Annotated in this window: 19 protein-coding genes and 1 pseudogene; 12 read left to right on the top strand and 8 right to left on the bottom strand. The window is 72.2% G+C overall.

Features of this window, described 5'->3' with window-relative positions; genetic code table 11:
- A pseudogene (locus ACWCRD_RS00145) lies at window positions 1-244 on the bottom strand (FMN-binding protein); the annotation flags it as partial.
- 19 nt (window positions 245-263) lie between these two features.
- Window positions 264-1,601, bottom strand: coding sequence for a ferredoxin reductase family protein (locus tag ACWCRD_RS00140; RefSeq protein ID WP_450963688.1), 1,338 nt, complete (start codon window positions 1,599-1,601; stop codon window positions 264-266).
- 152 nt (window positions 1,602-1,753) lie between these two features.
- On the opposite strand from ACWCRD_RS00140, the gene ACWCRD_RS00135 reads away from it, so the two are divergent.
- The 4 genes from ACWCRD_RS00135 to ACWCRD_RS00120 all read left to right on the top strand — a co-directional run bounded on the left by ACWCRD_RS00135 (window position 1,754) and on the right by ACWCRD_RS00120 (window position 5,456).
- Window positions 1,754-2,443, top strand: coding sequence for a response regulator transcription factor (locus tag ACWCRD_RS00135; RefSeq protein ID WP_365832802.1), 690 nt, complete (start codon window positions 1,754-1,756; stop codon window positions 2,441-2,443).
- Window positions 2,440-3,912 carry a sensor histidine kinase gene (locus ACWCRD_RS00130; RefSeq protein WP_450963687.1) on the top strand — a complete coding sequence of 491 codons (1,473 nt, stop codon included), beginning with the start codon at window positions 2,440-2,442 and terminating at the stop codon, window positions 3,910-3,912. Before ACWCRD_RS00135 ends, ACWCRD_RS00130 begins: the two co-directional genes overlap by 4 nt.
- Window positions 3,913-3,965: 53 nt before the next feature.
- Entirely contained in the window at window positions 3,966-4,967 is a 1,002-nt protein-coding gene (locus ACWCRD_RS00125) for an NAD-dependent epimerase/dehydratase family protein (RefSeq protein ID WP_450963686.1), read from the top strand.
- Between the two features lie 183 nt (window positions 4,968-5,150).
- Complete coding sequence (locus ACWCRD_RS00120; RefSeq protein WP_450963685.1) at window positions 5,151-5,456, top strand: hypothetical protein; 306 nt, start codon at window positions 5,151-5,153, stop codon at window positions 5,454-5,456.
- 4 nt (window positions 5,457-5,460) lie between these two features.
- Here the strand turns inward: ACWCRD_RS00120 and ACWCRD_RS00115 are convergent, their stop codons facing one another.
- A complete protein-coding gene (locus ACWCRD_RS00115; RefSeq protein WP_450963684.1) occupies window positions 5,461-6,573 on the bottom strand; it encodes a sensor histidine kinase in 1,113 nt (370 codons plus the stop codon).
- 2 nt (window positions 6,574-6,575) lie between these two features.
- The gene (locus ACWCRD_RS00110) at window positions 6,576-7,313 is read right to left on the bottom strand and encodes a response regulator transcription factor (protein WP_450963683.1); all 738 of its coding nucleotides are present in this window, start codon (window positions 7,311-7,313) and stop codon (window positions 6,576-6,578) included.
- A gap of 200 nt (window positions 7,314-7,513) precedes the next feature.
- On the opposite strand from ACWCRD_RS00110, the gene ACWCRD_RS00105 reads away from it, so the two are divergent.
- From ACWCRD_RS00105 to ACWCRD_RS00095, 3 genes are read left to right on the top strand one after another with little or no spacing between them, the layout of a single operon-like run.
- A complete protein-coding gene (locus ACWCRD_RS00105; protein ID WP_450964341.1) occupies window positions 7,514-8,197 on the top strand; it encodes a glycosyltransferase family 2 protein in 684 nt (227 codons plus the stop codon).
- A 5-nt stretch (window positions 8,198-8,202) separates the two neighbouring features.
- The gene (locus tag ACWCRD_RS00100; RefSeq protein WP_450964340.1) at window positions 8,203-8,811 is read left to right on the top strand and encodes a TIGR04282 family arsenosugar biosynthesis glycosyltransferase; all 609 of its coding nucleotides are present in this window, start codon (window positions 8,203-8,205) and stop codon (window positions 8,809-8,811) included.
- Window positions 8,808-9,656 carry a methyltransferase domain-containing protein gene (locus ACWCRD_RS00095; protein ID WP_450963682.1) on the top strand — a complete coding sequence of 283 codons (849 nt, stop codon included), beginning with the start codon at window positions 8,808-8,810 and terminating at the stop codon, window positions 9,654-9,656. The genes ACWCRD_RS00100 and ACWCRD_RS00095 overlap by 4 nt, the downstream gene beginning before the upstream one ends.
- 123 nt (window positions 9,657-9,779) lie before the next feature.
- Here ACWCRD_RS00095 and ACWCRD_RS00090 read toward each other — a convergent pair whose 3' ends face one another.
- Together ACWCRD_RS00090 and ACWCRD_RS00085 are read right to left on the bottom strand one after the other, a co-directional pair.
- Window positions 9,780-10,241, bottom strand: a complete 462-nt coding sequence (locus ACWCRD_RS00090) for a hypothetical protein (protein WP_450963681.1) — start codon at window positions 10,239-10,241, stop codon at window positions 9,780-9,782.
- Window positions 10,241-11,479, bottom strand: coding sequence for a molybdopterin-dependent oxidoreductase (locus ACWCRD_RS00085; RefSeq protein ID WP_450963680.1), 1,239 nt, complete (start codon window positions 11,477-11,479; stop codon window positions 10,241-10,243). Before ACWCRD_RS00085 ends, ACWCRD_RS00090 begins: the two co-directional genes overlap by 1 nt.
- Before the next feature lie 65 nt (window positions 11,480-11,544).
- Between ACWCRD_RS00085 and ACWCRD_RS00080 the strand changes: the two genes are divergently transcribed.
- Window positions 11,545-12,906: a hypothetical protein gene (locus ACWCRD_RS00080; protein WP_450963679.1), complete on the top strand. Its 1,362-nt coding sequence runs from the start codon at window positions 11,545-11,547 to the stop codon at window positions 12,904-12,906.
- Here ACWCRD_RS00080 and ACWCRD_RS00075 read toward each other — a convergent pair.
- A complete protein-coding gene (locus tag ACWCRD_RS00075) occupies window positions 12,882-15,722 on the bottom strand; it encodes a SpoIIE family protein phosphatase (RefSeq protein WP_450963678.1) in 2,841 nt (946 codons plus the stop codon). The two genes, ACWCRD_RS00080 and ACWCRD_RS00075, sit on opposite strands and share 25 nt — an antisense overlap.
- A gap of 197 nt (window positions 15,723-15,919) precedes the next feature.
- On the opposite strand from ACWCRD_RS00075, the gene ACWCRD_RS00070 reads away from it, so the two are divergent.
- Window positions 15,920-19,009 carry a beta-N-acetylglucosaminidase domain-containing protein gene (locus tag ACWCRD_RS00070; protein WP_450963677.1) on the top strand — a complete coding sequence of 1,030 codons (3,090 nt, stop codon included), beginning with the start codon at window positions 15,920-15,922 and terminating at the stop codon, window positions 19,007-19,009.
- A gap of 13 nt (window positions 19,010-19,022) precedes the next feature.
- Here ACWCRD_RS00070 and ACWCRD_RS00065 read toward each other — a convergent pair whose 3' ends face one another.
- Window positions 19,023-19,787 (bottom strand): sugar isomerase domain-containing protein, encoded by a 765-nt coding sequence (locus tag ACWCRD_RS00065; RefSeq protein WP_450963676.1) that lies wholly within the window; start codon window positions 19,785-19,787, stop codon window positions 19,023-19,025.
- Window positions 19,788-19,958: 171 nt separating this feature from the next.
- Here ACWCRD_RS00065 and ACWCRD_RS00060 point away from each other — a divergent pair, with 171 nt between their 5' ends.
- The 3 genes from ACWCRD_RS00060 to ACWCRD_RS00050 all read left to right on the top strand — a co-directional run bounded on the left by ACWCRD_RS00060 (window position 19,959) and on the right by ACWCRD_RS00050 (window position 25,885).
- Window positions 19,959-20,843, top strand: coding sequence for a MurR/RpiR family transcriptional regulator (locus ACWCRD_RS00060; RefSeq protein WP_450963675.1), 885 nt, complete (start codon window positions 19,959-19,961; stop codon window positions 20,841-20,843).
- 111 nt (window positions 20,844-20,954) lie between these two features.
- Window positions 20,955-25,178, top strand: coding sequence for a glycoside hydrolase family 38 N-terminal domain-containing protein (locus ACWCRD_RS00055; RefSeq protein ID WP_450963674.1), 4,224 nt, complete (start codon window positions 20,955-20,957; stop codon window positions 25,176-25,178).
- Window positions 25,175-25,885 (top strand): peptidyl-prolyl cis-trans isomerase, encoded by a 711-nt coding sequence (locus ACWCRD_RS00050; protein WP_450963673.1) that lies wholly within the window; start codon window positions 25,175-25,177, stop codon window positions 25,883-25,885. The genes ACWCRD_RS00055 and ACWCRD_RS00050 overlap by 4 nt, the downstream gene beginning before the upstream one ends.
- The last annotated feature ends 20 nt before the right edge of the window (window positions 25,886-25,905 follow it).

The following is a 25,905-nucleotide window of genomic DNA, read 5'->3' as shown; positions in this document are numbered from 1 at the left end:
GCAGCATCCTCACAGCGGTGATCTTCTCGCCGGAGAAGGTCACCTGGACCTGCACGGGACCCTTCTCCGTCTGGATCGTCGTGCCCTTGACGACTGTGCCGGACGAAGAGCCCGCGGAGGAGGACGCCGTGGGCGTCGAGGCGGGCTCGGCGGTGGAGGTCGCAGCGCCCACGGACGGCTCGTAGCGCCAGACGGGGACCAGGCCCGCGATGCTCAGGACGACGACAGGTATGGCTCGCTTCACGATGTCTTTCCCGTCTTCCTCATCCGGCCAGGCTGAAGCGCTCGAAGTGGATCTGCTGCTTGGGCACGCCCAGGTCGCCCAGGCTGCGCAGCACCGCGTTCATCATCGGCGGCGGCCCGCACAGGAAGACGTCCCGGTCGGCGATGTCCGGCACCAGCCGCGCCAGCTCCCGCGGCGCCAGCTTGTCGGGGACCGCCGGTCCGGTGACCAGGTGCAGCTCGGCGCCCTTGGCCACCGCCAGCTCGCGCAGTTCGTCGTAGAGGACGGCGTCGCGGTCCGAGGCCACGCGGTAGATGACGACCGCGTGGCCCTGGATGTCCTCCAGGATGGCCCGGATGGGCGTGACGCCGACGCCGCCCGCGATCAGCAGGGACTCCGACTTCGTGCGGTGCAGCGTGGTGAAGGCGCCGTAGGGGCCCTCCGCGAACACGCGCGTGCCGACCTTCACATGCCGCAGGGCGGCGCTGCCGTCGCCTGCCGCCTTTGCCGTGAGGCGCAGCGTGCGGCCGTCGGGGGCGGCCGAGAGGGAGAAGGGGTTCGCCTGCCACCAGCGGTCGCGGGTCAGGAACCGCCACAGGAAGAACTGGCCGGCCTGTGCGGGCATCTTGTCCAGGTCACGCCCGGTCATGTGGATCGAGACGACGTTGTCGGACTCGTGGACGACCGCGGAGACCCGCAGCTGGTGGCGCAGGTTCCGCCATAGCGGCAGGACCATGCGACCGAGGACCACCGCGCCGAGGGCCACGCCCCACACGCCGTACCAGTACGTCTTGGCGGCGGACGACGCGGTGAACGTCGTACCGACGGCGACCTGGTGCGTGAAGGCGAGCACCACGGCGACGTAGGTGTAGAGGTGGATGAAGTGCCAGGTCTCGTAGGCGAGGCGGCGGCGGGCGTAGCGGGCCGAGACGGCGCCGACCACGAGGATGATGCCGAGGGCGACGATCGCGCGGAGCACGCCCTCCGTCGTGCGGGCGAGGTCCACGATCTCGGTGATCGGGCCCACACCCGCGCCCTCGGCGTAGCCGAAGCTGATGAAGACGGCGTGCGCGAGCAGCGTCCACAGCAGGGCGAAGCCGGACCACCGGTGCCAGGAGGTCAGCCGGTCCATGCCGATCCGGCGGTCCAGCCAGGGCAGCCGGGCCACCAGCACCAGCTGGAAGGCCATGACCAGAGCGCCGTACAGGCCCGTGAGGCGGCCGATGACGATCAGCGCGTTGGAGGCGAAGCCCGCCTGGGCGAAGAAGTAGGCGACCACGGCCGCGTTCGCGGCGAGCACGGCGTACAGGCCCGTGCGGGCCACCACCCTGGGGCGTATCGCCGTGGGGGGCGCAGGGGGTGATTGGACGGTCGTCACGGGAGGGCAGCTCCTTGATCGGGTCCTGGGTGACCGAGCTTGGCTGGCGGGAGCTGTCGATAACCTGTCGTACAACTTACAAGTACTTATCGATGTGCCGGCTGTGCGCCCGACCACAGGGTCCGGCCTGCCGCGTACCGCACTATGAGCGGGTGGAAAAAGTACGCCTCCTGGTCGTGGACGACGACCCGCCCATCGCCGATCTCGTCGCGACCGTGGCCCGTTACGAGGGCTGGGACGCGGTCACCGCGAACTCCGGTGAGGAGGCGCTCAGGCTGGCCGGTGAGTTCCACCCGGACATCGTGGTGCTCGACCTGATGCTGCCCGACGTGGACGGCTTCGGCGTCCTGGACCGGCTGCGCGGCTCGGGCACGATGGTGCCCGTGGTGTTCCTGACCGCGCGGGACGGCGTCGCCGACCGGGTGGCGGGCCTGACCCGGGGCGGTGACGACTACCTGGTCAAGCCGTTCGCGGTGGAGGAGCTGATGGCCCGGCTGCGCACGGTGCTGCGGCGCAGCGCCGGGCCCGGCTTCCAGCGGTCCGTCCTCCGGGTCGCGGACCTGACGATGGACGAGGACACCCGCGAGGTGCGCCGCGGCGACAAGCTGCTCACCCTCACCCCCACCGAGTACGAGGTCCTGCGCTTCCTGATGCGCAAGTCGCCGACGGTGATGACGAAGGCGCAGATCCTCGACCATGTGTGGGAGTACGGCTTCGGGGGCCGCTCCAACGTCGTCGAGCTGGTCGTCAGCCGGCTGCGCCGCAAGCTCGACGACACGGGCGAGCCGCTCATCCAGACGGTGCGGGGCTTCGGGTATGTGATCCGGCAGGCGGCCGGGTGATCCGCCGGCTCCTCAGGTCGTACCGCAGGCTCCGCCTCGGCACCCGGCTGGCGCTGGGGCTCGGGATGCTGGCGCTGGTGGTGTTCGCCGTGGTCGGCACGGCCCTGACGACGTACATGCGGGACTATCTGTCGAACCAGCTCGACGACCAGCTGGGGCTCGCCCAGGTCGCCCAGTCCAAGAACGTCGCGGAGACGGGCACGCTCCAGGGCAAGAAGTACTGGGGCTGGTACTACGCCGTGTACGACGTGTCCGGCGGCAGGGCCGTGCTCCGCAAGCCGGAGGAGACCACCGACCTCCCCTCCGACATCGCCCCCCTCACCTCCCTGGCCGAGGCCCAGGCCGCCGCGGACACCGAGATCCTGCGCACCGCGGACCTCAGGGGCGACGGCGACTACCGGCTGCGCGCCTGCGAGGTCAAGCCCGGTGTGGTCCTGGTCAGCGGCGCGCCGATGGCCGACATCGACGACACGGTACGGCGGCTGATCACGGTCCAGGTCATCGCCTTCGGGCTCGCCCTGCTGGCGCTGGTGCTGGCGGGCCGGCGGATGCTGCGCCGGGGCCTGAACCCGCTCAGCGACATGGCCCACACCGCCCACGGCATCGCCTCGCACGACCTGACCGAGTCGGCGGCCCGGCTGCCGCTGCGCGCCGACAAGCGGGGCGGCGGCCCCGAGGTCGAGGAGTTGCGCACCGCCTTCAACACCATGCTGGAGCACATCGACGACTCGCTCGCGGTCCGCGCGGAGGCCGAGCAGCGCCTGCGCCGCTTCGTCGCGGACGCCTCGCACGAGCTGCGCACCCCCCTGATGTCCGTACGGGGCTACGCGGACCTCTTCCAGTACGCCGCCGCCAACGCCCCCGAGGAGCGCGACAAGCACCTGGCCCGGCTGCGCGCCGAGGCGGCCCGGATGGGCGTGCTCCTGGACGACCTGCTGCTGCTCGCCCGCCTGGACGCGGCGGAGGTGGAGGCGCCGCTGCGGATGCAGGACACGGACCTGGTGGAGCTGGTGGACGAGGCGGCCGCCGCCTTCCGGGCGACCCACCCGGAGCGCCCTCTGAAGGTGACGTCCGGCCCGCCCTCGCTGAAGCTCCGTCTGGACCCGCACCGCATCCGCCAGGTACTGGACAACCTGCTCACCAACGCCGCCGTGCACACGCCGGCCGGTACGCCCGTGTCGATGGCGATCGAGGTGACGGGCGACAAGGCCGTCGTACGGGTCGAAGACACCGGTCCCGGAATTCCGGCCGCCGATCAGGAACGCGTGTTCGACCGCTTCTACCGCGTCGACAAGGCCCGCAGCCGCGACCGGGGCGGCAGCGGGCTCGGCCTGTCGGTCGCCGGTTCCCTGGTCCGCGCCCACGGCGGCACCATCGAACTGCGCAGCGCACCGGGGTCGACGGTGTTCACGGTCTCGCTGCCGGTGCGCGCCCGGCTCCTGGGGCCGGGAGGTCTTACGGAGCCGTGACGTCCCGGGCGCGGCCCACGTGTCCCGCCCGGTCGCGGCCCTAGCGTGGCCGCATGCGAGTACTGGTCACCGGCGGTGCCGGGTTCATCGGGTCCCATGTCGTGCGGGCACTGGAGGCACACGGGCACGAGCCCGTCGGGTACGACGTCCGGGCCGATCCCGCCTCGGACGTACGCAGCCCCACGGCCGTCCGCCGCGCCCTGACCGGTGTCGACGCCGTGTGCCACCAGGCGGCCATGGTCGGCCTCGGCACCGGCTTCGCGGACGCGGCCGACTACGTCTCCCACAACGACCTCGGCACCGCCGTCCTGCTCACCGCCATGGCCGAGGCGGGCGTACGACGCCTTGTGCTGGCCGGGTCGATGGTGGTGTACGGCGAGGGGCGCTACGCCTGTGCGCGGCACGGGGCGGTACGGCCGGGCCCGCGCACGGTGGCCGACCTTGACGCCGGCCGCTTCGAACCGCCGTGCCCGGTGTGCGGTGCGGCCCTGTCCCCCGGACTGGTCGGGGAGGACGCCCCGGTCGACCCGCGCAATGTGTACGCGACGACCAAGCTCACCCAGGAGCACCTGGCGGCGGCGTGGGCGCGCGCCACGGGCGGCTCGGCGGTGTCGCTGCGGTACCACAACGTGTACGGGCCGGGGATGCCCCGCGACACCCCGTACGCGGGCGTCGCCTCCTTCTTCCGCTCGGCGCTGGCCCGCGGTGAGGCCCCGCGGGTCTTCGAGGACGGCCGTCAGCGCCGGGACTTCGTGCATGTGCGGGACGTGGCGGCGGCCAACCTGGCGGCGCTGGAGACGGGTGGCCGCGAGGGGGCGCTGACCGCGTACAACACCGGCAGCGGCGAGGTGCACACGGTCGGCGAGATGGCCCGTGCGCTGGCCGCGGCGTACGGCGGCCCGGAGCCGGTGGTCACCGGGGAGTACCGGCTCGGCGACGTACGGCACATCACGGCGGACTCGGCGCGGCTGCGGGCCGAGCTGGGCTGGAAGGCCGAGGTGGGCTTCGAGGAGGGCATGCGGGAGTTCGCCCGGGCCGGAATGCGTGAGGCATAGGCCCGCGATGGACCGGTGGTGCCGCCCGCATTCACGAAGCGGCGGCGGGCGGCACCACCACACATGGAGGCCGCCGGGGATGCGGGAGTTCACGCGGACGCACTGAGCGTGTCCACGCCGGGACGACGTCGTTGTCGTCGATCATGGCGCTGTTCGCGACAAATCAGTTGAAAGGACCGCAGAATGCTCCGCCGTACCCTCAAGCCCACCCGCACCCGGATCGCCGCGCTGCTCAGCGCGCCCGTGGTAGGCGTGTGCCTCCTCGCCCCGTCGGCCTTTGCGGACACGCCGCCGCCCGGCAAGAAGGTCGACAGCGCCACCGTCATCGACAGGGCCTGCAAGCACGCGAGCGAGGACTCCGAGGACGGCGCGGACGGGACCTGCGAGAAGCTCGTCGCACCGCTCCTCTCGCATGCCATCGGCCCCGGGAGCGGGCTCACCTGCCGGGAGATCTCCGCGACCGACATCGAGTGCCGCCCCGAGAGGTGACCGTTCAGGCCTCCGCGACCGGCAGGGTCACCTCGAAGCGGCAGCCGCCCGGGATGTTGCGGACGGTCGCGCGGCCCTGGTGCGCCTCCACGATGCCCCGCACGATGGCGAGGCCGAGGCCCGCTCCGGCAGGGGGAGTCCGGGCATGCGTGCCCCGCCATCCGGTGTCGAAGACGCGGGGCAGGTCCTCCTCCGGGATGCCGCCGCAGGCGTCCGTCACGGACACGACCACACCGTCCGGCGAGCGCTCCGCGGCGATCGCCACCGTGCCGTCGGCCGGAGTCCGCCGGATGGCGTTGACCAGCAGATTGCCCAGCACCCGGCTCATCTCCCTGCCGTCCACCTCCACCGGCAGGGGCTCGACCCGGTCCCCGACCAGCCGTACGCCGTGCTCGCGGGCCAGGGGGTCGGCGCCCGCGAGTGCGTCGCCGACGAGGTCGTAGAGGGAGATCCGGCTGGGGCTGAGCGCGAGTGCGCCCGCGTGGATGCGGGAGAGTTCGAAGAGGTCGCCGACCATGTCGTTGAGGCGCTCGACCTCGGTGCGGATCTGTCTGAGGTAGCGGTCCGGGTCGGCGGCGACACCGTCCTCCAGCGCCTCCGACATCGCGCGCAGGCCGGCGAGGGGGGTGCGCAGGTCGTGGGAGATCCAGGCGACCAGTTCGCGCCGGGAGGACTCCAGGGCGCGTTCGCGCTCCCGGGACTCGGCGAGTTTGGCGCTCGTGGCCTCCAACTCCCGGCTGAGGGCGGCGAGTTCGGCGGTGGCGGGACCGGCTGGCGAGGTGAAGTCGCCGCCGTCGCCGAAGGAGCGGGCGGCGAGGGTGAGGGCGCGGCTGCGGGCGGCGACCCAGCGGCCCAGCAGCAGGGCGGTGGCCAGGGAGACCACGGCCGCCATCGCGACGACGGTGGTGACGACCTTCAGGTCGTGCCCGGACAGGAACATGGCCTGCGCGACCGCGAGGGTGCCCGCGAGCATCGCGGTGACGGCGACCGCGGCGACCACACCGAGGTGCAGGGCGAGAGAGCGCCGCCGGATCAGCAGCAGCACACACGCGCCGAGCAGTCCGGCAGCGGCGGCGCCGAGGAAGGCGAACAGGGCGATGAGGAGGTTGTCGTGCATGGTCACGCCTCCGCTCGGGAGACGCCTTCGGTGACGTCCTCGGAGCCGTCGAAGCGGTAGCCGACGCCCCACACCGTCTGGATCAGCCGGGGCCTGCCGGGGTCGTCCTCGACCTTGCCGCGCAGCCGCCGCACATGAACGGTGACGGTCGACAGATCGCCGAAGTCCCAGCCCCACACCTCGTGCATCAGGTCCTCGCGGCTGTAGGCCCGGCCGGGATGCCGCAGGAAGAAGGCCAGGAGGTCGAACTCCCGGATGGTGAGGGCGAGTTCGGCGCCGTTCTTGAGGGCACGCCGGGACGCCGGATCGACGGAGAGCCCGGCCGCCCGCAGCGGGCCGGACGGCTGGGAGGGCCGGGTGCGGCGCAGCACGGACTCGACGCGCAGTACCAGCTCGCGGGGGCTGAACGGCTTGGTGACGTAGTCGTCGGCGCCGACCTCCAGGCCGAGGATGCGGTCGTCCTCGTCGCCGCGCGCGGTGAGCATGATGACCGGCACCGGTCCCTGCCCCCGCATCCGCCGGCACACCTCGAGGCCGTCCATTCCGGGCAGCATCAGGTCGAGGACGACGAGGTCGGGCCAGTGGGCGGCGGCGCGGGCGAGCGCGTCGGGGCCGTCACCGGCCCGGTCCACGACATACCCGGCGCGGTCGAGATAGCCGGTGACGATCTCCGCGACGGTGGGATCGTCGTCCACGACGAGCACCCGGGCGCCGCCCTGTGCGTACTGCTGCTGCTCCATGGAGCCAGCCTCGCACCGCGCACGCGCATACGCCGTCGCCGGGCTCCTGACGTCCCTGTTTCGTAAGGAGCCAAAGCCCGATTTGCCCGATTCCGATTCGTAGGGTGAGTGCCGTGACGCCCCCTTCCGACAAAGACGTGTCCGGCAAAGACCTGTCCGGCAAAGACGTATCCGACGTACGAGAACCGGGCGCGACGTCCGTGGAGGTCGTACTCCCCTGCCTCGACGAGGCCGAGGCGCTGCCGTGGGTGCTGGAGCGCATCCCGCCCGGCTGGCGTGCGCTCGTCGTGGACAACGGCTCCACCGACGGCTCGGCGGAGATCGCCCGGGCACTCGGCGCGAGTGTCGTGCGCGAGGCGCGGCGCGGCTTCGGCGCCGCCTGCCACGCCGGTCTGACGGCGGCCACGGCGGACATCGTCTGCTTCTGCGACTGCGACGCCTCGCTGGACCCGGCCGAGCTGGTGCCGTTCGTGGAACGGATCCGGGCCGGGGAGGCCGACCTGGTGCTGGGCCGGCGGCGGCCGGGGGCGCGCGGCGCCTGGCCGTTGCACGCCCGCGCGGGCAACTTCGCCCTCGCCCGCCTGCTGCGCCGTCGCACCGGCCTGCGCCTGCACGACCTGGGTCCGCTGCGGGCCGTCCGCCGCGAGCCGCTGCTGTCCCTGGCCCTCACCGACCGCCGCAGTGGCTACCCCCTGCAGATGGTCGTCCGGGCCGCGGACGCGGGCTGGCGGATCGCCGAGTACGACGTCCCGTATCTGCCGCGCGCGGGCGCCTCCAAGGTGACCGGCACCTGGCGCGGCACCTGGCAGGCGGTGCGGGACATGAGCCAAGTCCTGGCCGAGGCGCCGGTGGCAGCGAAGGCACCCGAAGGAGTCCGCCCATGACCCACCTGCCCACGCTCCTGGTCATCGCGAAGGAGCCGAGGCCCGGGCGGGTGAAGACCCGGCTGACGCCGCCCTTCACCCCTCACGAGGCAGCCGCACTCGCCGAGGCGGCGCTGGCGGACACCCTGGACGCCGTCGCCCGGACCCCGGCCCACCGCCGGGTCCTGGTCCTGGAGGGCGAGCCGGGCCCCTGGCTGCCGCCCGGCTTCGAGGTCGTACGGCAGTGCCCCGGCGGCCTCGACGAACGCCTGGCCGCCGCCTTCGCGCACTGCACCGGCCCCGCCCTGCTCATCGGCATGGACACCCCCCAGGTGACGCCCGAGCTGCTGGCTGTGGACTTCGCGGACTGCGACGCGTACTTCGGCCCGGCGGAGGACGGCGGCTTCTGGGCCCTGGGCCTGGCCGACCCGGACCCGGCTCTCCTGCTCGGCGTCCCGATGTCGACACCCCGCACGGGCGCCGTCCAGCGCGCCCGGCTGGCCGGCCTGCGCGTACGGGACCTGCCGCGCCTACGGGACGTCGACACGGCGTACGACGCCGAACTGGTCGCCGAGACCGCACCCACCGGCCGCTTCGCGACCCAGCTGGCCCACCTCGCGGCGGCGGACCGATGAGCGGCACCCCGGAGCTGACGACACGGATCGGACGCCGGCCGGGCACCGACGGTCCGCACGACCGACCGGCCCATGACGACCGCCCACCGGGGCCCCGCCAGACGTACCAGGACACCGGCTTCGCCACCCCGGGACCTCGCGAGGCGACCGCCCCGGCGGACGACGGCACCTGGTCCGCCGATCCCTACGCCTACGCCCTGCGTACCGGCCGCGGCCCCCTGTTCCTGCGCCGTGCCGACGGCTGGTTGCTTCTGCTGGAGGTCGAGCGGTGGTGTGCGGAGGCCGACGGGGTCGATCTGGAGGTGCTGCGGCGGTGTGAGGGGGCGGTGCTCGACGTGGGGTGCGGGCCCGGGCGGCTGGTCGTCGCGCTGGGCGAGCGGGGGCTGCCGGTGCTCGGGATCGACGTGAGCGAGGCGGCAGTGGCACGCACGGTCGCGCTCGGCGGGCAGGCGCTGCGCCGCTCCGTCTTCGAGCCGCTGCCCGCCGAGGGCCGCTGGGGAACCGCACTCCTGCTCGACGGCAACGTCGGCATCGGCGGCGACCCGCGCGCCCTGCTGGACCGCATGGCCCAACTCCTGGCCCCCGGCGGCCTGTTGATCGCCGAGACGGTTCCGGACCCGGACGTCGACGAGCGGGTCCGGGTGCATGTCACCGACGCCCGAGGGGCTGCCGGCAGCCCCTTCCCATGGGCCCGGCTCGGCACGCCGGCCCTGCTGCGGCACGCGCGCCGCGCGGGCTGGCGTGCCGTCGGTCAGTGGACGGCCGGAGGCCGCTGTTTCGTGGCACTGCGCAGCCGCAGCACGGACACCAGCGCCGTCACCGCCAGCCGGCAGGCGAGAAAATAGCCATCGGCGGACAGACCGGTCACGGAGCATCTCGGCCCGCTGCCGGGCCGCCCCGCTGCGGCACGCGCGCCGCGCGGGCCGGCGTGCCGTCGGCGCGCGCCGCGCGGGCCGGCGTGCCGTCGGTCAGTGGACGACCGGAGGCAGCTGTTTCGTCGCCTTGCGCACCCGCAGCATGAACAGCACCGCCGAACCCCCGAAGAGCACGGCCGTCAGCAGCAGCCAGCGGGACAGGAAGCGGTCCGCGGACAGGCCGGTGGCGGACGCGTAACGCGCCGTCACCTGACCGGTGATCAGCGGGAACCAGACCAGCAGAAGCAGCAGGGACAGGGCTGCCGGCACCCGGACGTACCCGACCCACAGCCGCCGCGGGCCCGCCGCCTTCACCAGGGCGCGATCCGCCGCCGCGTACAGCGGCAGCAGCACCAGGTCGTGCAACAGCGCCGCACCCACCAACCACAGCGCGACCCCGAACCAGTCCCCCGCGAGCAGTTGCACCCCCGCATAGGCGGCGAGCGCGAACGAGCAGGCCAGCAGCAGGATCTGGAGCGGGCTGCCGAGCGGCAGCGCGAACCGGGGGCGCCTCATCACAAGTCTCCGAACGTCATCCGCGCCACCCACTTGGTGTTGAGCACACCGGGCGCCGCGGGCACGATGACCCGTGCCGGATGGCCGTGGTCAGGGGTCAGCTCCTCGCCGTTGACGAACAGGGCGAGCAGGGATCGCGGGTCGGCGACCTGGTTGGCGCGCAGGGCGGCCCGCCGGAACGCGCCGTGCCGTTGCAGCGACTCCACGAAGACGTCCGGAGGATCGCCCTCGTACCCCACGAGGGCCGCGAGATCCCGCAGCCGCACGCCCCGCCACCACTGGTCGGAGGTCGACCAGCCCTCGACGCAGGCAATGGGCAACGCCGAGCTGTGCAGCGGGAGCCGGAGCAGGTCGGCGCGGCTGAGACGGACAGCGCCGGTGCGACCGCTGACGGTCAGCCGCCACGCCTCCGCACTCCGCTCCGCCGCGCTGATGCCGGCGTACGCGGCGGTCTTGTTGATCTGGAAGCCGCCCGGTCCGCTGCCCGGGTCCGCGCCCCCGTGCGGGGCGAGAACGGCGGACCACCGCAGCCCGTCGAAGTCCTGCCCGACCGTCGTGCCGAACAGCAGCAGCGAGCCGCCTCCGACCAGCCCCAGGGCGCCTCGCCGGGAGACGGTCGGCGGGGCGGGGTCAGGAGACACCAACTCCCGCTCCTCCTCCGTCAGTTGAGACGGTTGACGCATACCCCGCAGATTGCGCAGGGCCGCCGGGGTCTTCAGCACCGCGTGCGCGACGAACGCGGCGAAGAAGACCCACGCCCCGTAGAAGTGCAGCGGGTAGAAGGAGCCCGGGAAGACGTAGTCGAGCTGGACGTTCAGCACACCGGTGACGAACTCGAACAGGCCGCCGCCGACCAGCAGCAGCAACGAGATCCGCTCCAGGGCGTGCGCGAGGGAGCGCGCGGGCGGCAGTGTGAACAGCTTCGGCACGACCGACCACAGCTTGGCCAGCAGCACGGGGATCAGGGTGATCCCGAGGGTGACGTGGACGCCCTGTGTCAGCCGGTACAGCCAGTGCGGATCGGTCGGCCAGGAGAAGAGGTAGAAGCCGAGGATCCCCTTGTCCGGGGTCTGGTCGTTCACCGGCGACAGGTCCGGGTTGTAGGCCGCGTACGACAGCAGTCCCGTCACGAACAGCACGGTGATGCCGCCGAGCAGGACGATGCCGAGGACCGAGGTGAACCAGGGGCCGCGCACGGGGCTGCGCCAGAAGGATGGCGAGAAGGGAGTCCGTCTCATGCCCCGACCGTAGGTCCGGACCGCCCGGAAACGGCTCCGCGAACCATGACGAAACTCTGACGTCCATGCATGTCAGCCGTCCGGTGGACGCCCCGCCGCCTAGCGTGTGCGCCGTGAACCGCGACCTCCGCCGAGACCTCTACTCCGCTGCGGCAGCCGCGCTGCTCGTCGTGACGGCCGCCGTCGTCGGCACCGGAATCGAGCACCGCAACCGCTCCCTCTACGTGCCCTGGCCCCCGCTGCTGGCGAAATGGGAGCCCCACCTCGGCCCCGGCACCCCGGCGGCGATCGCCGTCGCGGTGGCCGTCGTGATCTACGGCCCCACGCTCGCGGCCCGCCTGCCCTGGCGCCCCCTGCTGTTCGCCGCGTGGGGAGCGGGCATGGCCTGGACGTGGTCCCTCGCCCTGGTCGACGGCTGGTACCGGGGCGTGGCCCAGCGGCTGACCACCCGCAACGAGTACCTCCAGGTCATCGGCCGCTTCCACGACATCCCGCACACCCTGCGGGACTTCACCCAGCACATCGTGAGCGGCCCGCACGACTGGCCGGCCCATGTCGCCGGGCACCCGGCGGGAGCGACCGTCACCTTCGTCCTCCTCGACCGGATCGGCCTCGGCGGGGGAGGCTGGGCCGGCGCCTTCGTCATCACCGTCGGTACGAGCGCGGCGGCCGCGGTCCTGGTCGCCGTACGGGCGCTCGCCGACGAGCAGCTCGCCCGCCGTGCCGCGCCCTTCCTGGTCCTGTTGCCGGGCGCGGTGTGGGTGGGTGCCTCGGCGGACGGCTACTTCACGGGGGTCGCCGCCTGGGCAGTGGCGTTCCTGGCCCTGGCGGTGACGGGACACCGCCCGCGGGCGACGGGCTTCGTCTCGGGCCTCCTCCTCGGCCTGACCGCCTATCTCTCCTACGGGCTCACCCTCTTCGCCCTCATCGCCGCCGCCGTCCTGCTGCTGGGCTCCCGCCGCGTCCGCCCGCTCCCCTTCCTGCTGGCGGGACTGGCCGTCGTCCCGGCCGTGTTCACCGCGCTGGGCTTCAACTGGTGGACGGCCTACCACCTGTTGGTCACCCGCTATTACCAAGGGGTGGGCGGCGTACGGCCGTACTCCTACTGGGTGTGGGCGAACCTCGCCTGCACGGTGTTCATCGTGGGCCCGGCGACGGCGGCGGCGCTGCGGCGCACCGGAGCGGCCCTCGTCGGACGCTCCCCGAGTCCCGCCCTGCGCCTGGCCGTTCTCACGACCGCCGCCCTCATCGCCATCCTGGTCGCCGACGTCTCCGGCATGAGCAAGGCGGAGACGGAGCGCATCTGGCTGCCGTTCGCGGTGTGGCTGCTCCCGGCCTGCGCCTTCCTGACCCGGCCGCGCGCCTGGCTCGCCGCACAGGCGGCGTTGGCGCTGCTCGTCAATCACCTGCTGCTGACCTGGTGGTGAGCGCGGGGAAGCGGCTGTTCCGTCCAGATCACCTTGCCGTACGGCGTGTACCGGGTCCCCCACCGCTCGGTGAGCTGAGCCACCAGGAACAACCCGCGGCCACCCTCGTCCTCGGTGAGAGCGCGCCGCAGCCGCGGCGACGTACTGCTCCCGTCGCAGACCTCGCACAGCAGCGCCCGATCGCGCAGAAGACGGAGCTGCACGTGCCCGGTGGCATGTCGGATGGCGTTGGTGACGAGTTCGCTGGCGACCAGTTCGGTCGTGAAGGCGAGCTCGTCCAGCCCCCAGGCGGCGAGCTGTCCGGTGACCGCGGTGCGGGCACGCGAGACGACCGCCGGGTCGCTGGGCAGCACCCACTCGGCAACCCGTTCCCCGCCCAGGACGTGGGTCCGGGCCACCAGCAGCGCCACGTCGTCACGCGGCCGCTCCGTCGGCAGCGCGTCGAGGACCGCCTCACAGGTGTCCTCCGGCGACCGGCCGGGAACGCCCAGGACGGTACGGAGCCGGTCCAGGCCGGAGTCCATGTCCTGCAGCCGGTCCTCCACCAACCCGTCGGTGTAGAGCACGAGTTGGCTGCCCTCGGCGAGCTCCAGCTCGACGGTCTCGAAGGGCATGCCGCCGAGGCCCAGGGGCTGTCCGGGCGGCAGGTCGACGAACTCGACCGTGCCGTCCGGGGCGACGACCGCGGGCAAAGGGTGCCCGGCGCGGGTGAGGGTGCAGCGCCGGGACACCGGATCGTAGACGGCGTAGAGACAGGTCGCTCCGACGATGCCGGAGTCGGCCTGGGTGCTCTCCACCGCCCAGCCCTCGCCCCGGTCGAGGCGTCCCACCAGGTCGTCGAGGTGGGCGAGGAGGTCGTCGGGCGGCAGGTCCAGGGAGCAGAAGTTGTGCACGGCGGTGCGCAGCCGGCCCATGGTGGCGGCGGCGTGCAGACCGTGGCCGACGACGTCCCCGACGACCAGGGCGACGCGGGCACCGGAGAGCGGGATGACGTCGAACCAGTCGCCGCCGACGCCGGCCTGCGCGGGCAGATAGCGGTAGGCGACCTCGACGGCGCTCTGCTCGGGGCGGCCCTTGGGCAGCAGGCTGCGCTGCAGGGCGAGGGCGGTGTTGTGCTCGCGGGTGTAGCGGCGGGCGTTGTCGATGCAGGTCGCGGCGCGCAGGACCAGCTCCTGGGCGAGGGAGAGGTCGTCGTCCTCGAAGGGTGCGGGCCGCTCGGAGCGGTAGAAGCTGACCACGCCGAGCGTGGTGCCGCGGGCCCGCAGCGGCACGGTGATCAGGGAGTGGACGCCCGCGGCGAGCACCCGCCCCATCCGCTCGGGATCCCGCGCGATCCAGCCGCCCGCCTCCGCCAGGACGGGTTCCATGACGGACTGCGTGAGTTCCAGGCAGCGGGCCTGCGGAGTGGACGGGACGTACTCGACGGCATCTCCTACGTCGTACAGATTCGCGGGCTGCTTGCGTACGGCTCGCATGGCGACCCGGCGCAGCGCGGTACGGCCGCCGAGCGCCACCGGTTCCTCGCCGCGCAGCACCGCGTCGGGCAGGTCGACGGCGACGAAGTCGGCGAACCGGGGCACGGTCACCTCGGCGAGTTCCTCCGCGGTGCGGGTGACGTCGAGGGTGGTGCCGATCCGCACCCCGGCGTCATGCAGCAACTCCAGCCGCCTGCGCGCGAGTACGGCCAGCCGGCCGACCCCGGGCTCCCCGACGAGCAGCAGCCGGCTCTCGGCGCCGTCGAGGATGTCGCCGACGGTTTCGGCGGGCTGGGGTGGCGGGGCCGGGGACACGACGGCCCGTACGACGACGGCGGGCCGGGACACCGTCGGGACCGTCGCCTCGCGTGCGGCGACCGGCGGCGACGTCGGCAGCCCGAGGCCGCTCAGCCGCGGCCCGCCCAGGATGCGAGCCTCCACCGCGACGCCCGTCTCCCCGGCCTCGCCCATCACCTGGCGCCGCAGCAGCGTGGCGATACGGCCGCCGGAGAGCGGGACCTCGTCGAGGGTGCGGCCCGGTGAGGCGATGAGTTCCTCGGCCCGCTCGCGCAGTACGGCCAGGTCGATCCGGCCGAGGCCGTCGCCGTCGTGTCCGTCGCCGTGGTCCGGCACCGGACGGCCGTCCGGCCGTGCCGCGCCGCGCACGTCGAGGGCGGCCCGCCGGTAGGCGGCGAGAAGTGCGCGTTCCCGTGCCGTGGCCTGTTCGAGGAGGCGGCCCTCGATGTCCCGGGCGGCCGCCCGGACCAGCCGCAGCATGGTGGGGTCGCCGTCGTCGCGCAGGCAGGTGAGGTCCAGGACGGCTTCGATCCGGCCGCTCAGCGGGTTGCGGACGGGTGAGCCGGCGCAGGCGAAAGGCTGCAGACAGTCGGCGAAGTGCTCGCGGCCGACGACATAGATCGGGCCGCGCTCGGCGAGGGCGGTGCCGACGCCGTTGGTGCCGACCACCGGCTCGGAGGCGTCGAAGCCCGGGGCGAAGTTCACCTCGTCCAGCCGGTCGCGCAGCCGCAGGTCGCCGTCGAGACGCCGCACCATGCGGCCCCGCGCGTCGCACAGCGCGATCGACATGCCCATTTCGGCCAGGGAGGCGCTCAGTCTCGTCAGCACCGGGTCGGCCGCGCGCAGGAACCGTTCGTCCAGCGTCAGGCCCTGCTCGTAGGGGACCAGCAGATGGCCGGGTTCGAGCCCCGCGGAGCGGCAGCGCTTCCAGGATTCGAGTACCGAACCCCGGACGTCCGCCTCGACCCGCGCACCCGCCAGGAAACGTTCGTGGGCATCGACGAGTCCGCCGATGTCGTCCCAGGCGACGGACACCGAGATCACTTCCTCACCTGGAGCAGGCCCGGTCGCGCGCCGCCGATCGGTACGCCCGGGCGTGGTCCTCCAAGCGCTTTCACCCTAGCTCCGCTGTGACCCACACCACAACATCAGGCACTCACGGTCGGCGCACCATTGAATGATGCATTCAGCATCTCTAGCATCACGCGGTGGATGCATTCACCCTTGGCTCAGGAGAATCCATGTTCCCAGCCAGACGTCCCTGGCGCTTCACGACCGCCGCGCTTGTGCTGACCGCCGCCCTGACGGCCCCCACGGCTGCCACCGCGACGGCCGCCCCGACCGCACGGCCACCCCAGGTATGGCCGACGCCCCAGCAGATCCAGAGGACGGCGCCGGGCCAACTCGCCGTCCCTGCAAGGGTGGTCGAGGTCGTCGGTGCCGGCACCGACCCCTCGGCCCGCCGTCTCGTCGACTCCGTCCTCCGCGGCGCCGGCGCCACACACATCACCACCGTGCGGGCCGGCAAGAGACCTCCGCAGGCCCGTCTCACCGTCTATCTCGGCGGCCCCACGGAAAACCCGGCCACCGCAGGCATCCTGAAACGCCTGCACGCCAATTCCCCCACCGGTCTTCCCTCCGGCGGTTACGCCCTCGCATCCGGCCGCGCCGGCGGTCGCGCCCTTCTCGCCCTCTCCGGCGTCGACACCACGGGCACGTTCTACGCGGCCCAGACCTTGCGCCAACTGGTCACCGACAAGGGCAAGTTGCCTCCGGTCATCGTCCGCGACTGGCCCACCGCCGCCCTGCGCGGAGTAGTCGAAGGCTTCTACGGCACCCCCTGGACACACACCGAGCGCCTCCACCAGCTCGATTTCTACGGCCGTACGAAACAGAACGTGTACGTCTACTCCCCCAAGGACGACGCCTACCTGCGCGCCCGATGGCGCGACGAGTACCCGGCCGCCGAGCTGGCCCGGCTCAAGGAGCTGGTCGGCCGCGCCGAAGCCAACCACGTCCGCTTCACCTACGCCCTCTCCCCCGGCCTGTCGGTCTGCTACTCCTCCGCGTCGGACATCGCAGCCCTCACCCGCAAGTTCGACTCGCTGTACGGCATCGGCGTGCGGTCGTTCGCGATCCCGCTGGACGACATCAGCTACACCAAGTGGAACTGCGACGCCGACGAGAAGGAGTTCGGCACGGGAGGCGGAGCGGCGGGTGCGGCACAGGCGCATCTCCTCAACCAGGTCTGGCGGGACTTCTCCGCACACCACACCGGCCTGCAGCCGCTGGAGATGGTCCCCACCGAGTACTCCGACCTCGCCGACTCCCCGTACAAGAAGGCGCTGCGCGAGAAGCTGGACCCGTCCGTGGTCGTGGAGTGGACCGGTGCCGGCGTGATCGCGCCGAGCATCACCACCGAGCAGCTGAAGCAGGCCCGCACGGTCTACGGTCACCCGATCCTGGTCTGGGACAACTACCCGGTGAACGACTACGTCACCAGCCGTCTCCTCCTCGGCCCCTACACCGGCCGCGAACCCGGTGTGGCGAGCGAGGCCGTCGGCGTGACCGCCAACCCGATGATCCAGGGCGAGGCCAGCCGCCTGGCCCTGTTCACCTCCGCCGCATACCTCTGGAACCCTGGCGCCTACGACCCCCGCGCGGCCTTCCTCGCCTCGGTCCGCGACCTCGCAGGGCCTTCATCGGCCTCATGGTTGCGCATCTTCGCCGAGAACAACTACTCCTCCCAGCTGGACCCGACCGAATCACCCACGCTCACCAAGCTCATCGCGGCCTTCCGCAAGGCCTACGCCGAAGACGACGGCCTCGACCGGGCGGCCGCCGCACTGACGTCGTACTTCACCGACATGGCAGCCACGCCCGCCGAGTTGCGCACCCACCTCTCCAACCCGGCCTTCCTGGACGAGACTTCGTCCTGGCTGGACAAGCTCGGCCGCTACGGCAGCGCGGGCCGGACCGCCGTGGCCCTGCTGCTGGCCGACAAGAAGGGCGACACGGAAGCCGTCACCACGTACTGGAACCGGCTGAGGGCCGAGCGCAAGGAACTGGACGCGATCCCCCAGCAGGTCTCGCCGGGCGTGATGGACCAGTTCCTCTATACGACGATGCTGGACACGGCGCCCGACCCCGGCGTCGACGCGTCCTTCGCCCCGGGTTCGCTGAGCCTCGAACCGGGCGCGACCGAGACGGTCACGCTCAACCTCTCCGACAAGCGCTCCACCGCCTCCCGCACGGTGTCCTGGAAGCTGGCCGTCCCCGCAGGCGTCACCGCCTCGCCCACCGAGGGCAGCGTCACCGTCCCGGCCGGGGGCAGCGGGTCGGCAACGGTCAAGGTCACCGCCGGGACGGCCCAGGGAGTCCGCTCCCTCGTCGTGTCCGGCACCGGAATCCTCAGCCGCGCGCTCCCGGTCCGGGTCACCGACGGAACGGGAACGCCCAGGGCACTGACCGCCAACTTCAGCGGTGCCTCGGTGAGTTCGATCGACCTCTCCTCCGGGAAGAGCACCGCCATCGCGGTGGGCGCCAACCCCGGTGAGGTGGTCGTGAGCGCCGACGGCCGCACCGCCTACGCCGCCAACCAGGGCTCGAACACAGTCAGCGTGATCGACGTCAGTACCGGCAAGGTCACCGCGACGGTGGCCGTGGGCCGGGTCCCGGCCGGCCTCGCCCTCACCCCTGACGGCCGTACGCTCTGGGTCGCCAACTACACGGACGGCACGGTCCAGCCCGTGGACACGACCACACTGAAGGCGGGCACACCCGTCCCGGTCGGTTCCGGACCGGAGAACATGGCGATCACACCCGACGGCAGGACCTTGTATGTCGCCAACATCCACGACAACACGGTCTCGCCCGTCGATCTGACCACGGGCAAGGCCGAGACCGCCGTCCCGGTCGGCCCGAGCCCCTTCAACGTGGTCGCCGCACCCGACGGCAGGACGGTCTACGTCTCCGACTCCGGCGGTTCGACGGTCACTCCGATCAACACCGCGACGAACGACACCGAGCCGACACTGCTGGTCACAGGCCAGGCCTACGGCCTCGCCCTCTCCCCGGACGGCCGCACCCTCTGGGTGAGTCCCAGCAACGGCAACTCCGTAACCCCCGTGGACACGGTGACCGGCGCCCCCGGCAAACAGATCCCGGTCGGCAAGTCGGCCTTCGACGTAGCCCTGAACTGGAACGGCACGACGGCATACGTGACAACGGCTGACGAAAACACCCTGGCAACGATCGACACAGCCACGGGCACAGCTGGGACATCCCTCCCCACCGGTGCATATCCCCTGGCGGTGGCGTTGATCCCTTAGGGGCGCGGAGCCCTCAACTGGCGGTACGCCGAATCCTCCCGGCGTACCGCTTCTCCAACTCCAGGTTCCCCTCAAACCCACCGGGCACGTTGGCCGAGACGTACACGGGCGGCCGCTCACCGGACTCAAGCAGCAGCTTCGTAGCCTCGGCCACCGCCATCTGCACCAACATCACCCCGGTGAGGGTGGACAGCGCACAAACCGCCCCGCCCCCGGGAAGCTCCAGCAACGCATCCCCCCGAGGCGCCCGGTTGTCGAGCACGACATCGGCCAGATCGGCAAGCTTCTTCCCGCTCGGATGCCCGGCAGGCACGGCCCGCGTATGGGTGAGGGAGGTGATGGCAAGCACCCGATGCCCCCGCTCCTTGGCCTGCAACGCCATCTCGACGATCACATTGTTGACACCGGAGTTGGAGATGATCACGAAGAGGTCCCGGGGGCTCGGCCCGGCGAGGCGGTACAGCCGCTCGGCCACCCCTTCGCTGCGCTCCAGGAGCGGATCGTCGAGCACGCTCGGGTCGTCACCGCCGTAGAGAACGAGATCGGCGATGCTCAGCCGATTCGTCGGCACCAACCCGCCTGCCCGGCCCGCGAGTTCGAGGACCACGGCCTGGGAGTGGCCGGTGCCGAAGGCCTGGATCACGCCGTCCGAGCGGACACAGTCGGCGATCAGTCCGGCGGCGCCCGCCACCTCCTCGCGTGCGGACTCGGTGAGGTTCGCCAGGACGGCCAGGCTCTCCCGCGCGAAGCCCTCGGCGCTCACAGACTCGACGGACACACGACACTCCCTACTGGTGGATTGAACCACCCCACCCGGCTCCTTAGATGAATCAATAAATCACATGGTCCATGCAGCGAGCAATGCAGCGGGCCGTTGCGTGAACATGGCTCGCCTTCATGGTCCTGGTATTCAATCCATCCACCTATGGGTGGCTGATACCTTCTCTTCATGCCCTCGACGGACGTCACCACACTGATCCGCACCGAGCTTCCCCGGCTGGCCGGATCCCTTCGCAAGGTCGGCGAGCTGATCCTGGAGGATCCGGCCGCCGTGACCCACTGTTCGGCCGCCGAACTGGGCCGCCGCACCGGCACCTCACAGGCGACGGTGACCCGCTTCTGCCGCGCCATCGGGCTCGACTCCTACCAGCACCTGCTGATCGAACTGGCCCAGGAGCGCGGCCGCGGCGAGGTCTCCGACTGGGGCTCCGCCGAGATCGGCCCTGACATCTCGCCGGACGACAGCCTGGAGCGGGTCGTCCAGGTCGTCGGCAGCGCCGACCTGCGCGCGATCCAGCAGACCATCGACCGGATCGACCTCGACTCGGTCGAGCGAGCGGCCCAGGCGGTGGCCAAGGCCCGGCGGATCGATGTGTACGGCGTCGGAGGCAGCGGCACGGTGGCGCAGGAGACCGAGACCCGGCTGTTCCGCATCGGCTGCGCGGTCCGCGGCTGGACCGAGGTGCACGGCGCGGCCACCTCCGCGGCCCTGCTCACACCGGCCGACGTGGCCATCGGCATCTCCCACTCCGGCGCCACCCGCGAGACCCTCGAACCGTTCGAGATGGCCAAGGAGCGCGGCGCCACCACCGTCGCCATCACCACCGACCCGCGCTCCCCGCTCGCCCGGGCCGCCGACATCCGGCTCATCTCGGCCACCTCGGAGACCAGCTTCCGCACAGGCAGCATCGGCGGCCGGCACTCGGTCCTGATGATCGTCGACTGTCTCTACGTCCGGGTCGGCCAGCTCTCCTACCAGCGGGCCAGCGCCTCGCTCGCCCTCACCGACCACATCGCCCCGCAGCACGCGGTGAAGTCGCGCCGGACGAGGTGAAACCGGACGCGACTGCATGGATGAACCACCGAGAATACGTGAAGGTGGTTGTTTGAATCATCCCGGCGGTGCCAGGATGGGACTCCCCCCGAGCATCCTCGTAGGAGACCCATGCGCGTCACCTCTGCCGAGTCGACCGAGCTCTTCGTCGGGACGACCGAGCATCCGCACCAGGTGATGGCCGTCGAGCTGAGCCACGCCCCGGGCCGCACGGTCCGTATCACCGTCGCCGGACCGGGTGTCTTGGGGACAACGCTCGCGACCACGGGCGACGACGGCAGGGTCCGCGCCGAGATACCCGTGACGACCGACCTCGCCCCCGGCGCCGGCACCCATGTCACGGTCACCGCCGAGGATGCCGGCGACCCCGCGCAGACGGGTGCGCTCACGGTCCCCTTCACGGCCGCCGAGCCCGGCTGGACCATGTTCATGGTCAGCCACTTCCACTACGACCCCGTGTGGTGGAACACCCAGGCCGCCTACACCGAGACCTGGGACGTCGCCGACGACCCCGCCTCGACCGGACTGCCCGCCCGGACCTTCGACTCGCGCGGCCAGTCCGGGATGAGCCTGGTCCGCGCCCACTGCGACCTGGCCCGTCGCGACCCGGCATACACCTTCGTGCTCGCCGAGGTCGACTACCTCAAGCCGTACTGGGACTCCTTCCCCGAGGAGCGCGCCTTCCTGCGCGAGCTGATCCGCACCGGCCGTGTCGAGATCATGGGCGGCACCTACAACGAGCCCAACACCAACCTCACCGGCGCCGAGGCCACCGTACGCAACGCGCTGTACGGCGACGGGTTCCAGCGGGGGGTCATGGGCTCGTCGCCGGAGACGGCCTGGCAGCTAGATGCGTTCGGGCACGATCCGCAGTTCCCGGGGCTGATGGCGGACGCGGGGATCAGCTCCAGTTCGTGGGCGCGCGGGCCGTTCCACCAGTGGGGGCCGACTCTCTCCGTCTTCGGCGAGGAGCCGCGCGATCCCGGGCGGATGCAGTTCCCGGCCGAGTTCAGCTGGATCGCCCCGTCGGGGCGCGGGCTGCTGACGGCCTACATGGTCAACCACTACGGCGCCGGCTGGGCGATCGACAACGCGCCCACCCTGCCGGCGGCGGAGGCGGCCGCCCTCAAGCTGTTCCGGGGCTTGAGGTCGGTCGCCCTCACCCGCAACGTGCTGCTCCCGGTCGGCGGTGACTACGCGCCGCCGTGCCGCTGGGTGATGGACATCCACCGGGACTGGAACGCCCGTTACGTCTGGCCGCGGTTCATCAGCGGCACACCGCGCGACTTCTTCACCGCCGTGCGCGCCGAGCTCGACGCGGAGGGCCGCAAGGCCTCCCCGCAGACACGGGACATGAACCCGGTCTACACCGGCAAGGACGTCTCCTACATCGACACCAAGCAGGCCCAGCGCTACGGCGAGACGCTGCTCGCCGACGCGGAGGCCTGGGCGACGCTCGCCTCGCTGGTCGCGGGGCATCCGTATCCGGACGCGGCGCTCGACAAGGCGTGGCGGCAGCTGATCTACGGCGCCCACCACGACGCGATCACGGGTTCCGAGTCCGACCAGGTCTACATCGACCTGATGACCGGCTGGCGCGAGCTGGCCGACCTGGCCGAGACCGTGCACACCGATGCCACACAGGCACTGGCCGACCGGGTCACCCCGGGCGAGGGCGCCGACCTGGTCGTCTTCAACTCCGCTACCTGGCAGCGGCGGGACGTCCTCACGGTCGACGACCCGGGGCTCGTCCCCGTCGGCCTCCCCGCGGTCCGCGAGAACGGGAAACTCCACGTCGTCGTACCGGAGTTGCCCGGCATGGGACTCAAGGCCCTGCCCCTGACCGAAGGCACCGTCCCCGAGTGGGCGCCCGGCGAGGGCACCACCATCCGCAACGAGTTCTACGAGGTCACCGTCGACCCGGCGCGCGGCGGCGGCGTCAGCAGCTTCCGCGCGCTCACCGAGGGCGGCCGGGAGCTGCTGCGCGCCGGGGACATCGGCAACGAGCTCGTCGTCCAGGAGGAGTACCCGAGGCACCCGCGTTTCGGCGAGGGCCCCTGGCACCTCACGCCGACGGGCAGGACGGTGGCTCGCGGCGAAGATGTAACAGCTTCCGCGGAAGTGTCACATTCTCCGGCGGGGTCCCGGATCACCGTCCGCGCCGACCTCGGGCTGTTCCGGTACACACAGCGCCTGACGCTGTGGACCGGCGTTCCGCGCGTCGACGTGACGACCACCATCGACGGCTACGACGGCGCCGACCGGCTGATCCGGGTGCGCTGGCCGTCCGACGTGCAGGGCGGGCTGCCGGTGCACGAGGTGGCGGACGCGGTGATAGGCCGCGGCTTCGGGTTCGTGGACGTGGACAGCGAGCAGTTCCCGTGGACGCTGGACAATCCGGCGGGCACCTGGTTCGGGCTCGGGTCGACGGCGCGGGTCGAACTGCGCGACGACACGGGCGGTTTGCTCGGCCGCCGGGCGATCGGCGTCGCGGAGCTGGTGTACGCCTCCTGGGACGAGGCGGGTGAGCTGGGGACGCCGCTGGCGGCCGCGCTGGTGCGCGCCGGGGTCACGGCGACCTCGACGATCGCCGACGGTCCGCGCTACGGCGACCTGGAGGTCGACTCCAACCTGCCCGACATCCGGATCGCCGTCGGCGGCCCGGACCGCAACTCCCTCGTCGCCGAGGCGCTGGGCTGGGATCCGGCGGCGGGGCGCGAGCTGCACCGGCAGCTCGCCGAGGGCGGCGTGGCCGCCGTCTGGGTCGCGCCGCGCGCCTCACTGCGTGAGGAGTGGGTGCCCGGGGCCGACCTGCGCGACCTCGAACGGCTGCCGCTGCTGGTGGTGGCGGGCGCGGACGCCGAGGGGGACGCGAAGGCGGTGGACGCGCTGATCGCCGACCTGGGCGACGCGACCGTCACGGCGACGGCAGCGGGCGGCGGCGAGGCCCTGCCGCCGGGCGACGCCTGGGACGGGCGCGGCTTCGCCGTCCTCAACCGCGGCACGCCGGGCTGTGTCGTCACCTCCTCGGGCGACCTCTACATGTCGCTGATGCGCTCCTGCACGGGCTGGCCCTCCGGCATCTGGGTCGACCCACCCCGCCGCACGGCCCCCGACGGCTCGGGCTTCCAGCTCCAACGCTGGTCCCACACCTTCGAGTACGCGGTGGTGGGGGGCGAAGGCGACTGGCGCAAGCAACAACTGCCCTGCGTCGGCCACGAGTTCAATCACCCGCTGAGCGCCAGAGTACGACGGCCGTCGGAAGCAGCTTCTCTCCCAAGGGAGTTGAGCCTGCTGCGCCTGGAACCGGCGGGCGAGGTCCTGCTCGACGCCCTCAAGCCGGCCGGTTCACCGCTCGCCCGCGGGAGCGTGGCACCGGCGGCCCCTGAGCGCGGGGTCGTCGTGCGGATGCACGAGGTCAACGGCCGTCCGGTACGGGCGCGGGTGCACGGGCCGCGGCCCTGGACGCGGGGCGCCCGCACCGACGTACTGGAAACACCCGGGGAGCAACTGGCGCCGGACGAACAGGGAGTGCTCTCCGTCGGCCTGACGGGGTTCGAGGTCGCGACGGCCCTGGCCACGCCGACCGAGGGCTCGCGGAGCGCGTACGACCCCGGAGTCGCCGCCCACGAGCCCGCGCAGCCGGTCCACACCCGCTACTGGCTCCACAACTCCGGCCCCGCTCCCCGCGGCAACATGCCGGTCGCGGTGTACATCTCACCGACGACGCTCACCGCCTCCGGCGGCCCCTTCAACGCGACCGTCCGCATCTCCTCGGAACTCACCGACGCCCCCGTCTCGGGCACGGTGACCGTCGAGGCCCCGCCCGGCTGGTCCACCGAGCCGCCCACACTGCCGTACGCACTGGCCCCCGGCGGCTTCACCCTCACCGAGGTCACGGTGACGCCACCGCCGGAGGCCCCACCCGGCCGGCACTGGCTGGCGGCACGGCTGTCGTACGAAGGGCAGACATACGAGGACGTCGTGGCGGTCGACGTACCGGGCGCCCCGGCAGGGCCAACCCTCCTGACGGACCTGGGAGTTGACCGAATCACGTTGAGGAGTGGCGAACGCGCCCGCGTCCCGGTGACCCTGCACAACGCCACCCATGGCCCCATCAACGGCACCCTGTGGGCGGTCTCCTCCTGGGGCACCTGGCCGGGAGTCACCCCGGCCTGCCAGGGCTTCACGATCGCAGCCGAACAGCAACTGAACAGCACCATCGACGTGAACGCCGCCGCAATACCACCGGGCTCGTACTGGCTGCTGGCAAAGATCGCGTGGCATGGCCGGGTGGCCTACACAAAGGCCGTAGAGCTGGAGATAACGCCATGACAGACCACGCAGCCGTAGTACACGGCGAACCGGTCCCCAAAAACCGCGTAGACGCCTTCCTGGAGACGGTGCCAGAGCGCCCCGTCAGGGGCGCGGGGCTGTATTCATCAGCGGCTCCGCCGCGGGGCGCGACCAGCCACGACGGCGCGACAGACAACCACCGACACCACGAGGCACTGTCCGCCCCCGCCCGCGCGGAGCGCCAACGCCGACGCTGGGCCACGCAGGTCGTCGTCGCAGACGAGCTGGCCCGCAGGGCCGTGGCGGAACGGGGCCTCCCCCCGGTGGCAGAGGTGTCCCCGACACGCCTACTGGCCGTGGCCGAAAAAGACGTCGCTGACCTGGGCAGCATCATCGCGGCCGCCCTGGCCCACTCCCCCGCCGCCCGTACCCTCCTCACCGAACTCGAGGCCGAGCAGCACATCCCCGAGGAAGCCGTACGCGACTACTACGACCGCAACCGGGACCGCTTCCTCACCCCGGACGCACTACGGCGCGGAGTCGACCCGTTCGGACGGCGGGCGGCATCCACGGACTTCCTGCCGTTCGAGCAGGTCCGACAGTCCGTCGCGGACGAGTTGCGACGCGCCGCGGGCCGGCGCGCCTTCTTCGCCTGGTTCGACCGCGCGCGGGCCGACGTGGTGTACGCCGCGGGGCACGAGCACCCCGGCGACCCCGCGCACCCGGACCACGAGCACCGCCACTGAGTCATCGGCGGAACCAAGCG

The organism is Streptomyces sp. NPDC002092 (assembly GCF_053593775.1).
The sequence above is the reverse complement of the archived record's forward strand: the minus strand, read 5'-3'. Positions and strand labels throughout refer to the sequence as shown.

Bases quoted from the DNA above. Each gene is read 5' to 3' on its own strand.
- ACWCRD_RS00125 (WP_450963686.1), top strand. From the start codon at position 3,966: ATGCGAGTACTGGTCACCGGCGGTGCCGGGTTCATCGGGTCCCATGTC.
- ACWCRD_RS00120 (WP_450963685.1), top strand. From the start codon at position 5,151: ATGCTCCGCCGTACCCTCAAGCCCACCCGCACCCGGATCGCCGCGCTG.
- ACWCRD_RS00115 (WP_450963684.1), bottom strand. From the start codon at position 6,573: ATGCACGACAACCTCCTCATCGCCCTGTTCGCCTTCCTCGGCGCCGCC.
- ACWCRD_RS00110 (WP_450963683.1), bottom strand. From the start codon at position 7,313: ATGGAGCAGCAGCAGTACGCACAGGGCGGCGCCCGGGTGCTCGTCGTG.
- ACWCRD_RS00095 (WP_450963682.1), top strand. From the start codon at position 8,808: ATGAGCGGCACCCCGGAGCTGACGACACGGATCGGACGCCGGCCGGGC.
- ACWCRD_RS00090 (WP_450963681.1), bottom strand. From the start codon at position 10,241: ATGAGGCGCCCCCGGTTCGCGCTGCCGCTCGGCAGCCCGCTCCAGATC.
- ACWCRD_RS00085 (WP_450963680.1), bottom strand. From the start codon at position 11,479: ATGAGACGGACTCCCTTCTCGCCATCCTTCTGGCGCAGCCCCGTGCGC.
- ACWCRD_RS00080 (WP_450963679.1), top strand. From the start codon at position 11,545: ATGCATGTCAGCCGTCCGGTGGACGCCCCGCCGCCTAGCGTGTGCGCC.
- ACWCRD_RS00070 (WP_450963677.1), top strand. From the start codon at position 15,920: ATGTTCCCAGCCAGACGTCCCTGGCGCTTCACGACCGCCGCGCTTGTG.
- ACWCRD_RS00060 (WP_450963675.1), top strand. From the start codon at position 19,959: ATGCCCTCGACGGACGTCACCACACTGATCCGCACCGAGCTTCCCCGG.
- ACWCRD_RS00055 (WP_450963674.1), top strand. From the start codon at position 20,955: ATGCGCGTCACCTCTGCCGAGTCGACCGAGCTCTTCGTCGGGACGACC.
- ACWCRD_RS00050 (WP_450963673.1), top strand. From the start codon at position 25,175: ATGACAGACCACGCAGCCGTAGTACACGGCGAACCGGTCCCCAAAAAC.